The 13443-nt window shown below is 58.9% G+C and carries 13 protein-coding genes and 2 tRNA genes; 6 read left to right on the top strand and 9 right to left on the bottom strand.

Annotation, left to right across the window (positions count from 1 at the left end; translation table 11 throughout):
* Positions 1-101: 101 nt before the first annotated feature.
* From ruvC to HWV67_RS11365, 6 genes are all read right to left on the bottom strand, one after another.
* Entirely contained in the window at positions 102-626 is a 525-nt protein-coding gene (gene ruvC / locus HWV67_RS11390) for a crossover junction endodeoxyribonuclease RuvC (protein ID WP_175651292.1), read from the bottom strand.
* Between the two features lie 118 nt (positions 627-744).
* Positions 745-1491 carry a YebC/PmpR family DNA-binding transcriptional regulator gene (locus HWV67_RS11385; protein ID WP_095154010.1) on the bottom strand — a complete coding sequence of 249 codons (747 nt, stop codon included), beginning with the start codon at positions 1489-1491 and terminating at the stop codon, positions 745-747.
* A gap of 120 nt (positions 1492-1611) precedes the next feature.
* The gene (aspS, locus tag HWV67_RS11380; protein WP_175651927.1) at positions 1612-3387 is read right to left on the bottom strand and encodes an aspartate--tRNA ligase; all 1776 of its coding nucleotides are present in this window, start codon (positions 3385-3387) and stop codon (positions 1612-1614) included.
* Positions 3388-3481: 94 nt separating this feature from the next.
* Positions 3482-3697, bottom strand: coding sequence for an FmdB family zinc ribbon protein (locus HWV67_RS11375; protein WP_095154011.1), 216 nt, complete (start codon positions 3695-3697; stop codon positions 3482-3484).
* 144 nt (positions 3698-3841) lie between these two features.
* On the bottom strand, positions 3842-4198 hold the full coding sequence (locus tag HWV67_RS11370) for a ribbon-helix-helix domain-containing protein (RefSeq protein ID WP_095154012.1): 357 nt from the start codon (positions 4196-4198) through the stop codon (positions 3842-3844).
* 271 nt (positions 4199-4469) lie between these two features.
* Positions 4470-4943 carry a Dps family protein gene (locus tag HWV67_RS11365; RefSeq protein WP_175651291.1) on the bottom strand — a complete coding sequence of 158 codons (474 nt, stop codon included), beginning with the start codon at positions 4941-4943 and terminating at the stop codon, positions 4470-4472.
* Between the two features lie 300 nt (positions 4944-5243).
* On the opposite strand from HWV67_RS11365, the gene HWV67_RS31920 reads away from it, so the two are divergent.
* A complete protein-coding gene (locus tag HWV67_RS31920) occupies positions 5244-5837 on the top strand; it encodes a cold-shock protein (RefSeq protein WP_095154014.1) in 594 nt (197 codons plus the stop codon).
* 65 nt (positions 5838-5902) lie between these two features.
* Here the strand turns inward: HWV67_RS31920 and HWV67_RS11355 are convergent, their stop codons facing one another.
* On the bottom strand, positions 5903-6109 hold the full coding sequence (locus HWV67_RS11355; RefSeq protein WP_175651290.1) for a SlyX family protein: 207 nt from the start codon (positions 6107-6109) through the stop codon (positions 5903-5905).
* A gap of 3 nt (positions 6110-6112) precedes the next feature.
* On the bottom strand, positions 6113-6538 hold the full coding sequence (locus HWV67_RS11350; RefSeq protein ID WP_175651926.1) for an HIT family protein: 426 nt from the start codon (positions 6536-6538) through the stop codon (positions 6113-6115).
* Positions 6539-7319: 781 nt separating this feature from the next.
* Here HWV67_RS11350 and HWV67_RS11345 point away from each other — a divergent pair.
* The 3 genes from HWV67_RS11345 (at position 7320) to HWV67_RS11335 (ending at position 11493) form a co-directional block, all read left to right on the top strand.
* Positions 7320-8636 (top strand): OprD family porin, encoded by a 1317-nt coding sequence (locus HWV67_RS11345; RefSeq protein ID WP_175651289.1) that lies wholly within the window; start codon positions 7320-7322, stop codon positions 8634-8636.
* A gap of 167 nt (positions 8637-8803) precedes the next feature.
* On the top strand, positions 8804-10519 hold the full coding sequence (locus HWV67_RS11340; protein WP_175651288.1) for a proline--tRNA ligase: 1716 nt from the start codon (positions 8804-8806) through the stop codon (positions 10517-10519).
* Positions 10520-10539: 20 nt separating this feature from the next.
* Complete coding sequence (locus HWV67_RS11335; protein ID WP_175651287.1) at positions 10540-11493, top strand: hypothetical protein; 954 nt, start codon at positions 10540-10542, stop codon at positions 11491-11493.
* 181 nt (positions 11494-11674) lie between these two features.
* Here the strand turns inward: HWV67_RS11335 and dinB are convergent, their stop codons facing one another.
* Entirely contained in the window at positions 11675-12739 is a 1065-nt protein-coding gene (gene dinB / locus HWV67_RS11330) for a DNA polymerase IV (protein WP_175651286.1), read from the bottom strand.
* 216 nt (positions 12740-12955) lie between these two features.
* Here dinB and HWV67_RS11325 point away from each other — a divergent pair.
* Both HWV67_RS11325 and HWV67_RS11320 read left to right on the top strand, forming a co-directional pair.
* Positions 12956-13032, top strand: a tRNA-Met gene (locus tag HWV67_RS11325).
* Positions 13033-13165: 133 nt separating this feature from the next.
* Positions 13166-13242: transfer RNA gene (locus tag HWV67_RS11320), tRNA-Met, on the top strand.
* Positions 13243-13443 lie beyond the last annotated feature (201 nt).

Below are 13443 nucleotides of genomic sequence, written 5' to 3'. Positions count from 1 at the left end.
TGGGTGCCGGCAGGGCCGGTCCGGCCTTGCGGCGAATCCGCCAGCCAGCTCGCCATCAGGCGGCCGACGGCGGACGGATCACTTTAAAAGCGTGGATGCTATCAGAGACGCAGGCGTCCGTTGCGGCTGCGCGCGACACCCAGCCCATGAGGAATCAGACTGGAGCGCGTATGGGCATGACACAAGGCGATCGCCAGGGCATCGGAGGCGTCGATTTGCGGCTTCTGCGTCAGTTTGAGCAGGTGCACGACCATCATCTGCACCTGCTCCTTGTTGGCCCCGCCGGTGCCGGCAACGGCCTGCTTGACCTGGCTGGCGCTGTATTCAGCGATTTCCAGCCCCTCCTCCACCGCGGCCACGATGGCCGCACCTCGCGCCTGACCCAGCTTGAGCGCCGAGTCGGCGTTGCGGGCCATGAACACCCGCTCGATACCCATGGTTACCGGGCCATGCTGGCGAATGATTTCGCGCACGCCGCGGAAAACCACCTGCAAGCGCTCAGGCAGCTCGCCGCTGCCGGTGCGGATGCAGCCCGACGCCACGTATTCGCAACCGCGCGCGGAATGACGAATCACCCCATAGCCGGTAATCCGCGATCCGGGGTCGATACCAAGAATCAGAGTCATAACGCCTGCGTGATCAATGGCGCATCAATGCGCCGAGTCAAAAAACAGAAGCCGGCCCCCTCACAAGCGCTACGCGCCTGGTAACGGGGCCGGCCTCCAATAAAGCCAGGCGCAAACCTCAGCCGAGCTTTTCCATGACCTCGTCAGGAATCTCAGCATTGGAGTAGACGTTCTGCACGTCGTCCAGGTCTTCCAGCATATCGATCAGTTTCAACACCTTCTGCGCACCGTCCAGGTCCAGCTCGGCACTGGTGGTCGGCTGCATGACGATTTCCGCGTCATCCGCTTTGAAGCCTGCGGCCTCCAGCGCACTGCGCACGGCATAGAAGCTGGCGAACGAGGTGAAGACGTCGAACGAGCCATCGTCATTGCTGACCACGTCATCGGCATCCGCTTCCATCGCCGCCTCCATCAGCGCATCTTCATCGACGCCAGGAGCAAAGCTGATCTGCCCCTTGCGCTCGAACAGATAGGCCACGGAACCGTCGGTACCGAGGTTGCCACCACATTTGCTGAACGCATGACGTACAGCAGCGGCAGTACGGTTGCGGTTGTCGGTCATGGCTTCAACCATGACGGCCACGCCACCCGGACCATAACCTTCATAGCTGAGCTCTTCGACGTTGTCGGCCTCGGCAGTGCCGGCGCCGCGGGCAACCGCCCGGTCGATGATGTCGCGACTCATGTTCGCACTCAGCGCCTTGTCCAGGGCCAGGCGCAGACGCGGGTTGGAGGACGGATCGCCACCGCCTTGTTTGGCGGCGACGGTCAGTTCACGAATCCACTTGGTGAAGATCTTGCCTCTCTTGGCATCCTGGCGCTCTTTGCGGTGCTTGATATTCGCCCACTTGGAATGACCCGCCATAACTGACTCCAGAAATCCTTGAAACACCATCACTTCTTTCCACGCGCAGGCAGAAAGAAACCACTAAATCATGTGCCGTAACGCAAAGGCGCATCCAATCGGATGCGCCTCGGTGTCCGCTTACTCAGCCTTCGGCTGTTCGCGCAGACGGATATGCAACTCGCGCAGGGCCTTGGCATCGACCAGGCCAGGTGCCTGGGTCATGACGCATGCGGCGCTCTGGGTTTTCGGGAAGGCGATCACTTCACGGATCGACTGGGCGCCGGTCATCAGCATCACCAGGCGATCAAGGCCGAAGGCCAGGCCACCGTGAGGCGGAGCACCGAACTTCAGGGCGTCGAGCAGGAAGCCGAATTTCTCTTCCTGTTCTGCCGCCTCGATACCCAACAGACGGAAGACCGCCTGCTGCATTTCCTTGCGGTGGATACGGATCGAACCGCCGCCCAGCTCGGTACCGTTGAGGACCATGTCGTAAGCGCGGGACAGAGCGCCGGCCGGGTTGGCTTCCAGCTCTTCTGGAGTGCACTTCGGCGCGGTGAACGGGTGGTGCAGCGCACTGAAGCTGCCGTCTTCGTTCTCGTCGAACATCGGGAAGTCGACGACCCACATTGGCGCCCACTGGGTGGTGTACAGGTTGAAGTCACCACCCAGCTTGATACGCAGTGCGCCCAGCGCTTCGCTGACGACCTTGGCCTTGTCGGCACCGAAGAAGACGATATCGCCGTCGACTGCGCCCACGCGATCGAGGATCACGTTCAGGTTGGCTTCAGGGATGTTCTTGACGATCGGCGACTGCAGGCCTTCAACGCCCTTGGCGCGCTCGTTGACCTTGATGTACGCCAGGCCACGGGCACCGTAGATACCGACGAACTTGGTGTACTCGTCGATCTTGCTGCGCGGCATGCTGGCGCCGCCTGGCAGACGCAGGGCGGTAACGCGGCATTTCGGATCGTTTGCAGGGCCGGCGAAGACCTTGAAATCGACATCCTTGAGCTGGTCGGCAACGTCTACCAGTTCCAGCGGGATACGCAGGTCCGGCTTGTCGGAACCGTAGCGGCGCATGGCTTCTTCGTAAGTCATGTGCGGGAACTCGCCGAACTCCAGGTCCAGGACTTCCTTGAACAGCTTGCGGATCATGCTTTCGGTCAGGCCGATGATCTCGGACTCGTCGAGGAAGCTGGTCTCGATGTCGATCTGAGTGAATTCAGGCTGACGGTCGGCACGCAGGTCTTCGTCGCGGAAGCACTTGGCGATCTGGTAGTAGCGGTCGAAGCCGGCAACCATCAGCAGCTGCTTGAACAACTGCGGCGATTGCGGCAGCGCGAAGAAGCTACCGGCGTGGGTGCGGCTCGGCACCAGGTAGTCACGCGCGCCTTCAGGCGTGGCACGGGTCAGGATCGGGGTTTCGACGTCGAGGAAACCGTTCTCGTCGAGGAAACGACGGATGCTGGAGGTGATGCGCGAACGCAGACGCAGCTTGTCGGCCATTTCCGGGCGACGCAGGTCGATGAAGCGATAGCGCAGGCGGGTTTCTTCGCCAACGTCGGAGAATTCGTTCAACGGGAACGGCGGGGTTTCGGCTTCGTTCAGGACTTCCAGCTCGTAGCCGAGCACTTCGATCTGGCCAGAAGCCATGTTCGGGTTGACCGCACCGGCCGGACGCAGGCGCACCTTGCCGGTGATTTTCACCACATATTCGCTGCGCACACGGTCGGCGGCGGCGAAGCTGTCTGCGCGATCCGGATCGAAAACAACCTGAGCCAGGCCTTCGCGGTCACGGATATCGAGGAAAATCACCCCGCCGTGGTCGCGACGACGATGGACCCAGCCGCAAAGGGTAATTTCCTGACCTTCCAGGCTCTCGTTCAGTTGGCCGCAATAGTGGCTGCGCATCATGATGGTGGTTTCGCTTCTCGTCATTCGTGAATTCGTAAAGGCCTTGACGACCCGAAAGGGTCAATAGTGCAAGACCCGGGCAGTTCAGTTCAACTCAGTCGCCACTGCCAGCGAGGTTCTTTTTCGCGCCGGTCTTGAAATCGGTTTCGTACCAGCCGTTGCCGCCCAGGCGAAAACCGGGAGCGGACAAGACCTTCTTGAGTTCAGGCTTCTGGCAGGCCGGGCAGTCGGTCAGCGGCGCGGCGCTGATCTTCTGGAGAACTTCCATCTGGTGGCTGCAGGACGCACATTGATAGTCGTAAAGAGGCATGAGGCGTTTCTCGTTGATCCCTGCGCGGGCCGCGCCGCACAGTAAAAGGCGGGATTATATATGGTTAGCCGGGGCTGTGCAGCCCGACGCAAGCCCTGCTTTCACCAACGGTCAGAAGTCCGCGTCGCGCCCCCGCCCATTCATCTACAACCTCGCAGGCACGCCCTCCTCTTGCGAAACGCCTTCCCCGTCAAGCAGAAACACCACGCAGATCACCCGCACAAGGCCGCTGAAATTTTTCACACCGCCGTGACGCAGGTGCACCTCCCGGTCGACATGGGACAACACGGAATTGACGGTGCAGTGGTTGGCCCGGGCAATACGCTCAAGCACTAACCAGTAAATCGTCTCGAGACGCAAACAGGTGGCAAAGCCGTTCAAGCGCACCGAACGCGATAACGGCTGAGCAAGTTTCATATTGAAGTCCGACTCGAAAGGGTCGATACCGATACGCTGGAGTTCGCCCGCCTGGCGCACTCCATGATTCAAGCGTCGAGACATTGCAATACCACGCTTCAAGACAGGGAAATGAATACATGCACTACAGTTCTGCATGCCCCCGACATGAAGCGCCGATGAATTATCCAGCACCAGCAGACGCCCGCACTATTGCCGTAGGATTACTCGGCAATAACACGCCACTTGAATAACCAGAGAAAATATTTCCCTGCCTCGAAAAGTTGAAGTTGAACACCATGAAAAAGCCCGGCCTCTTTCAGAAAGAGGCCGGGCTCAGTGCACCGCCGAGCAAGGCCCGGCGACGGCGTGAGGCTTACTGGTTTTCCAGCAGCGAACGCAGCATCCACGCGGTTTTCTCGTGAACCTGCATGCGCTGGGTCAGCAGGTCGGCGGTAGGTTCGTCACTGACTTTGTCGAGCAGCGGGAACAGACCGCGAGCAGTACGCACCACGGCTTCCTGACCTTCGACCAATTGCTTGATCATATCGTCCGAAGAAGGAACACCTTCCGGTTCCTTGATCGAAGAAAGTCGGGCGTAAGTCGAATAGGTACCCGGCGCCGGGAAGCCCAGTGCACGAATACGTTCGGCAATGGAATCCACCGCCAACGCCAGTTCGTTATATTGCTCTTCGAACATCAGGTGCAATGTACGGAAGCTCGGACCGGTGACGTTCCAGTGGAAGTTGTGCGTCTTGAGATAAAGCACATAAGTGTCCGAGAGCAGGCGCGACAGGCCGTCGACAATAGACTTGCGATCTTCTTGACTGATTCCGATATCGATTGCCATATAAAAAATTCCTTCCTCTGATTATCGATTCAACAAGCAACCGCCCCACTGTATCAAGAGTTTTCCCCACGCGCAGCCTTCCCCCCGCGACACAGTGTTGCAGCCCGCGATGGCCGGGCATCCCGCTGATTTGAGAAGCCCGGGGCTTTGCTGTTAAATAGACGGCGTGCCGCCATGGCTGACTGTGAACGCCATGGCGCATAGGCTGGTTCCCCCACGCTTTTGCGCCTATTCATGCACCACGCACCGTGGGCCCAGCTCTTCCTGTGATCCGCCTAATAAGATGCGAGCCAAACCACCATGTTCAAGATCGTCCACCTCTTGACGGGCGCAGCTGCTTTGCTGCTGTCCTTCATTCCAAGCCTCAGGGCCGATATCACGCCCTACCTGCAACAACCCGATGCCATTTACCTGGGCCTGTTCGGCCTGCTCAACCTGATCCTCGCACCGGTCGTGCCGCAGTACTACACAGGTGCACGCCATTATCTGCAGATCGCTGCCAGCCTTCTGTTGGTACTGGCCGTGGCCCTGCAAGCCCTGGCACTCCTGGCACTTCCGGAACTGGGCAACCTGGCCGGTCTCGCCAGCGCCCTGCTCGCGGTGGTCCTGCACCTGACCGCCGGCCTCATGAAACAGGCCAGGGCACGCAGCAGCGCCGCCCCTGCCAACTACGACATGAGCAACCGCGATACGGGCACCGTGAAATGGTTCAACACCTCCAAAGGCTTCGGCTTCATCTCCCGCGACTCGGGCGACGATATCTTTGTGCATTTCCGGGCAATCCGCGGTGAAGGCCACCGCGTCCTGGTCGAAGGCCAGCGCGTCGAGTTCTCGGTGATGAATCGCGACAAAGGCCTGCAGGCTGAAGATGTAATCGCAGCACCTCGCCGCTGACGGCGCACAAAAAAGCCGCGACAACCCACCAAGGGCTGTCGCGGCTTTTTTTGTGTCCGATGGCTTCAGTAGTGCGGCGGAGGCGCTTCCTCTTCGCTGGCTTCGTACTGCCCCATGACATCTTCATAACGCTTGAGCAAAGCGGCCATCTGCAGTTGCAACCGCTCGACCACCCGCTGCTGGTCAACCAGCACATCATTCAGGGCCAACAAGGTGTCGTCCTGAAAGGCCACACGGCTTTCCAGCTCCATTACCCGCGCTTCAAGGCTCATGGTTCATGCCTCCACAAAACGGAAATCATCGCCCAATACTGCGCCGAGGCGCTGACGCACCTCACTCAGTTGATCAGACGAATATTCAATTGCAGGTTTATTCCCCCAGACCGGCGCCGGCCACGCCACATCGCCCCGCCGACGAACAATCACGTGCATATGCAACTGGCTAACAACATTCCCCAACGCAGCAACATTCATCTTGTCGGCAGCAAAACAATGCTTGAGTGTTTCACTCAGGAAATTGGTTTCCTTCCAGAGTTGCTCGCGCTCACTGTCATCCAATTGAAATACTTCGCTGATGCCGGCTCGACGCGGAACCAGAATAAACCAGGGATAGTTAGCATCCTTACTAAGTAAAAGACGGCAAAGAGGAAAATCTCCCAGCGCAAAAGTGTCTTGTTCAAGGCGTGGGTCCAAAGCAAACACAGGGGCATTCTCCTCATTGATCATCGCAATCCGCCCAGGCGGACAATGGCAGCAGGATACTCCTGATGGCGGTGAGGGGCACGAACCGGCCAGCAAAGCACCGAAAAAGCACCAGATATCCGCGCTTGAGAGTGCGGCGAAGCCCCTGTTTCCGGGGGCCGGTAACAGAGCGCTACTTTTCGCACCAAAATAGCGCCAGCCGAACCGTATCAGAGCGCCACTTATCCCCAAACTACCCATTCAGAGCCCCGCGACGGTAACGTCCTGACTTCGAGGTCGGTTTTTCATTTATATCGAAAAACTATCTGACCAAGAGCCAAGGGATCTTTCGGCCCCGGTTTTTCGGACGTTTCGCAGCCCTGACGAGAAAAAAGTGAAAATTTCGTCAACACCTGGCTAATCTGAGCACGCTTGTTGCATTCACCCTGAGCATGGTCGGCACGCCGCCTGCATAGGCAAGTGGACTGCGACAAATAACAACAGCTGCACGGGCGACCAAGGAGTTTGGGCATCAAGGACTTAGCGCTTGAGGCGCAGTCCCTGGTTAATCCGAAACAGCGCTGGAGTTGTACGACCCGTCTGACTCGGGAAGTAATTTGCGACACGGATATAACTATTTGCGACACGACCATAAAGTTCCCGCAAGGTTCGTTTCGCAAGTATCGCCAACGTCAGTCAGCGTGATATACATTCCGCCGACTCAAACAAGAAAGAGCCGCCCCAATAAAAAAACCAGGTGGGGCAGCAGTAATCTTCCTAAAAACCAAAGGAGCAAATCACGATGCGCGTGATGAAGTGGAGCATGATCGCCCTGGCCGTAGCGGCAGGCACCTCGCAGTTTGCAGTAGCGTCTTCGCAGGAAGAAGCCAAGGGTTTCGTTGAAGACAGCACCGTTAACCTGAAAACCCGCGCCATGTACATGAACCGTGATTTCAAGCACGGCACTGGCAACCGGGTCAATCCAGACAAGGCAAGCGGCTACGAAAACGGCTACAACGAAGACAGCGGTGCTTCGCTGCTGGGAGTATTCGAATCCGGCTTCACCCAAGGTACAGTGGGCGTAGGTGCCGATGTGATCGCGATGGGCTCCGTTCGTTTCGACGGTGGCAGCGGCCGCACCAGCAGCAGCGCAGGCAACGGCCTGTTCCGCAACGATAGCGATGGCCACCCGGAAGATTCGCAAGGCAAAGCCGGCGCAGCGGTCAAATTCCGTATCTCCGACACCGTGCTGAAATATGGTGACCAATTCGTCGCCAGCCCTGTTTTCGCTACCGACGACAGCCGTCTGCTGCCTGAACTGGCCCGCGGCACTCTGATTACCAGCAAGGAAATCAAAGGCCTGGAGCTGACCGCAGGTCGCTTCACCTCGCTGAGCTCCCAGACTGGCATGGGTCATGACAGCATCAACGGCCGTAACACGAAAGGCCTGACGGCCGCTAACATCGCGGGCGCAACCTACGCTTTCACTGACACCTTCACCGGCACCATTGCTGCATCGGATGTCGAAGAATACTTCAAGAAACAATACGTCAACCTGAACCTGACCGTTCCGTTGAGCGATCAACAAGCGCTGAACTTCGACTTCAACGCCTACCGTTCCAAGGATCAGGGCGAAGCTCGCTACGGGGAGCTGGACAACAAACTGTGGAGCTTCGCTGGTGCTTATAGCCTGGGCGCCCACAAATTCACCTTGGCCTACCAACGCTCCAGCGGTGACACCGGCTACAACTACGGCGTCGACGGTAACGGCACCATCTTCGTAGCCAACTCCATCCAGATCTCCGACTTCCTCGGCAAGGAAGAGAAGTCCATTCAAGCTCGCTACGACTTGAACATGGCGTCCTACGGGGTACCGGGCCTGACCTTCATGACCCGCTACATCAAAGGCGACAACATCGAAACCTCCTCGAACACCGAGGGCAAGGAACACGAATGGAACTTCGAGACCAAATACGTCTTGCAAGAAGGCCCAGCCAAAGACCTGTCCCTGCGCGTTCGCTACGCCGTTTACCGTGCCAACGATGCATATGAAGCTGACTACGCGCCAGACAACAACGATCTGCGCCTGATCGTCGAGTACCCACTGAGCATCCTGTAAGCCCTCACGGCCAACAGACCTCAGCACGAAAAAGCCCGGCCTCGCCGGGCTTTTTCCTTTCCGGTGATCCACTTACAGCAGTTTCAGTTTCCTGCGTCCTATACGTCTCGGATTCCCCCCCGTACAATGCGGGGTCATTTCAGTTAAGCAACCGACAACGGCCTATCATGCGCACCAGTCAATATTTGCTCGCCACACAAAAAGAAACCCCTTCCGACGCGGTCGTCATCAGCCACCAGCTCATGCTGCGTGCAGGGATGATCCGCAAGCTCGCCTCCGGCCTGTACACCTGGCTGCCGATGGGCCTGCGAGTCATGCGCAAGGTCGAAGCGGTGGTTCGCGAGGAAATGAATGCCGCTGGCGCCCTGGAAGTGCTGATGCCCGCCATCCAGCCAGCCGAGCTGTGGCAGGAGTCCGGTCGCTGGGAGCAGTACGGCCCTGAGCTGCTGCGCCTGAAAGACCGTCACAACCGTGAGTTCTGCGTGGGCCCGACCCATGAAGAAGTCATCACCGATCTGGCCCGCAACGAGCTGAGCAGCTATAAACAGTTGCCGCTGAACATGTACCAGATCCAAACCAAATTCCGCGATGAAATCCGCCCACGCTTCGGCCTGATGCGCGGCCGCGAATTCATCATGAAGGATGCCTACTCCTTCCATGCAGACCAGGCTTCCCTGCAGGAAACCTACGACCGCATGCACCAGGCGTACTGCAACGTGTTCACCCGCCTGGGCCTGAACTTCCGCCCGGTGCAGGCCGACACCGGCTCGATCGGTGGCAGCTACTCCCACGAGTTCCACGTGCTGGCCGAGTCCGGTGAAGACGATGTGATCTTCAGCGACAGCTCCGACTACGCCGCCAACATCGAGAAAGCCGAGGCTGTCCCACGGGAAACCGTGCGCCCGGCGCCGACCGAAGCGCTGCGCCTGGCCGATACCCCTGACACCAAGACCATCGCCGCACTGGTCGAAGGCTTTGGCGTTCCGATCGAGCGCACCATCAAGACCCTGATCGTCCACGCGGCGGAAGAAGGCAAGCTGATCGCGCTGGTCGTCCGTGGCGACCACGAACTCAACGAAATCAAGGCAACCAAACTGCCTCAGGTGGCCGATCCCCTGGTCATGGCCAACGAAGCCGAACTGCGCGACGCCATCGGCGCTGGCGCCGGCTCGCTCGGCCCGCTGAACCTGCCGCTGCCTTGCGTCATCGACCGTTCGGTCGCCCTGATGAGCGACTTCGCCATCGGCGCCAACATCGACGACAAGCACTACTTCGGCGTGAACTGGGAACGCGACCTGCCGGTTCCTGAAGTGGCAGACCTGCGCAATGTGGTCGAAGGCGACCCGAGCCCGGACGGCCAGGGCACCCTGCAGATCAAGCGCGGCATCGAAGTCGGCCATATCTTCCAGCTCGGCACCAAATACAGCGAAGCGCTGAAGTGCCAGGTCCTGGGCGAGAACGGCAAGCCGGTCACCCTGACCATGGGCTGCTACGGCATCGGCGTTTCCCGCGTGGTCGCTGCGGCGATCGAGCAGAACTATGACGACAAAGGCATCATCTGGAGCGACGCCCTGGCGCCGTTCCAGATCGCCCTGGTACCGCTGCGCTATGAGACCGAGGAAGTTCGTGCGGCTACCGACAAGCTCTATGCCGAACTGACCGCCGCCGGCTTCGAAGTGCTGCTGGATGACCGCGACAAGAAGACCAGCCCCGGCATCAAGTTCGCCGACATGGAATTGATCGGCATCCCGCACCGCATCGTCGTCAGCGATCGCGGCCTGGCTGAAGGCAAACTGGAGTACAAGCATCGCACCGAAAGCGAAGCTCAATCCCTGCCGGTAGCTGAGGTCGTATCGTTCCTGCAAGCCCGCATTCGTCGCTGATAGCCAACGCAAGAGTAGCCATGTTCAGACGAAGTACCTTAACCCTCGGGGGCGCCGCCTTGTGCGGCGCCGTGCTCCTGAGCGGCTGCGCCAACCAGATGTCCCAGCGCAGCGAGCACGAGGAACGCATCGAGCGCAAGCTGCTCGAGCACAGCCTGCAGATCGATGTGGGGGAACCCGAGGTACTCGAGTTGCCGCAACGCCGTGTGCGCATCCATGAACAGAAGAACTTCGAAGTGACTGAATTCGAAGTGACCCGACGTTACGATCGCTACACGCCGTACCAACCCTGGCGCGAAATCTACGAGATTCCGCTGGGCGCGGTGGCGGTGGTCGCCGGTATCGGCGCCAACGTGGTGAACGTCTTTGCCCTCGGCAGCCTGCCGGACAGCATCACCCATGACTGGCTCAGCTACGGTTTTGCCGGGCTCAACCCGTTCATGAACACGCAGTCCAACGGCCGTGCCCAGCAAAACCTGGCCGGTATCGACGAAGTGCAGAAGGACAAACGCCAGGAATACACCAGCCTGCCCTGGGGCGAGCGCCCGGTGGAGGTCAAGGCCGGCAAGATGGTTCATGAGCTGACCACCGACCGTAACGGTGTTCTGCGCCTGAACCTGCTGGACAGCCCGTTCAGCGAGCAGAACCTCACCCATATCGGCACGCTGCATCTGTCGGTGTCCGATGAAGACAATCCGGTTCGCGCCGACGCCAGCCTGCTGGTCAGCAGTACGCTGCGCAGCAAACTGACGGAAGCCCATGACCTGATCTTCGATGACCTCGAAGATGACGACGTCAACCAGTGGGTACACCGCGTCAAGCGGCTGTCCGAGCTGGGGCTGGAAGAAGAAGCCAGCGAACTGGAGCAGAGCCTGATCGAGCTGACCCGCAACGATCCGGAACTGCAACAGGAGTTTCTGCAAGCGCTGACCAAGAAGGCCGGCCGCCTGGTTGCGGATCCTGGCGCACATTGATCAGCTCGCCACCTGCAAAAAAGCACCGCAAGTCGGTTACGTCAGTCAGTTAAACCTGTTGAGGCCCTTCGCGAGCAAGCTCGCTCCTACAGTGTAGGAGCGAGCTTGCTCGCGAAGGGCTGCAAAGCAGCCCCAATAGGGTTAACTGAATGGCCTTGTCGCAAGTCGGTGCTTTTTTTATTCAGGGCGCCGGAAACAATTCCAATTGCTCATGCGCACCGCGCAAATCCTGAAGCCGCACGCCAATACCCAGCAACCTGACAGGCCGCCCGCCCCGGGCAAACGCCTGACTGAGCAACTGCTGGTAACTTTCCAAGTCCCGCCCTGCCCCGGCCTGCTCGAGCGTGGTCTGGCTGAAATCATGGAATTTGACCTTCACGAACGGTTTGCCAGGGCGATAGCTGCTATCGATGCGCGCCATCCGGCCGTTCAGCGACTCGAGCAACTCCGGCAACTTCTCCAGGCAACTGGCCAGATCAGGCAGATCATGGTCGTAGGTGTTTTCCACACTGACAGACTGACGCCGGCTGTCGTTCTGCACCGGCCGCTCATCGAGCCCACGCGCGAGGTTATAAAGTCGCTCGCCAAAACCGCCAAACTCCCGCACCAACGCCAGGCGCTCCCACTGCCGAAGCTCCTCGCAGGTAACGATGCCCAGACGGTGCAGCTTGTCGGCGGTCACCTTGCCGACGCCATGCAGCTTGCTCACCGGCAGCACGGAAACGAAATCCTCCACCTCTGCCGGCGTAATGACAAACAGCCCGTTGGGCTTGCGCCAGTCGCTGGCGATCTGGGCGAGGAACTTGTTCGGCGCGACTCCCGCCGAGACGGTGATATGCAGGCGCTGCGAAATCTTGCGGCGGATGTCTTGGGCGATCAGCGTGCCCGAACCGGAACAGCGCTGGCTTTCGGTGACATCCAAGTAAGCCTCGTCCAGGGACAAGGGCTCGATCAGGTCGGTGTATTCGCGAAAGACGTTATGGATTTCCCGCGACGCTTCTTTATAAGCATCCATTCGCGGCTTGACGATCAGCAGGTCGGGACAAAGGCTCAAGGCATGTCGCGACGACATCGCCGAGCGCACCCCGAAAGCGCGTGCCTCATAGTTGCAGGTCGCAATGACGCCACGGCGGTCCGCCGATCCGCCCACCGCCAGCGGTCGCCCGGCCAGACGCGGGTCGTCACGCATCTCGATAGCCGCGTAGAAGCAATCGCAGTCGATATGGATGATCTTGCGCTGAAGCATGGACGACCGTTGGTAAGGAAAATTCGTACGCGCAGTATCTCACTCGACCTTGCCCTGCGCATCTAAACCTCCGCACAGCCGCTGAATAGCGCGGTCTGCTCGCGGCAAATGACCGTCAAGTCACTTGCCAGGAATGCTAACCATTTGAAGAAAAAAGGATTTCTTCAAATTATTGATTGACAGGGAATCGTATCCCTGTAGAATCCGCCCCACAGACGCGGGATGGAGCAGTCTGGTAGCTCGTCGGGCTCATAACCCGAAGGTCGTCGGTTCAAATCCGGCTCCCGCAACCAAGTTAAAGAAAAAGGCCACTCGAAAGAGTGGCCTTTTTCTTTGCCTGATTTTCAGGCCTTAGCAGGAATTTCTTGAAAATCAATAATTAAGCATTGACAGCAAACCGCCACGCTGTAGAATGCGCCCCACAGACGCGGGATGGAGCAGTCTGGTAGCTCGTCGGGCTCATAACCCGAAGGTCGTCGGTTCAAATCCGGCTCCCGCAACCAAACATAGAAAGGCCACTTGAAAGAGTGGCCTTTTTTGTTATGCGTTGAAAAAACTCGCCCGCCCCTTCCCTGCCCGGCGACAATGTGAAACTTCTTTAACTATCATGACCCGCACGGATTCGCCTGAACGCTAGTAATATTCAGGCACTATTTTTCCATAGGGATTGGTAACTTGACCGGATACTCCCATCCTGTCGCGCA

This window comes from Pseudomonas sp. Marseille-P9899 (assembly GCF_903166565.1).
Taxonomy (GTDB): Bacteria; Pseudomonadota; Gammaproteobacteria; order Pseudomonadales; family Pseudomonadaceae; genus Aquipseudomonas; species Aquipseudomonas huaxiensis.
Note: the sequence above shows the minus strand (reverse complement) of the source record. Positions and strands in the feature narration are given on the sequence as shown.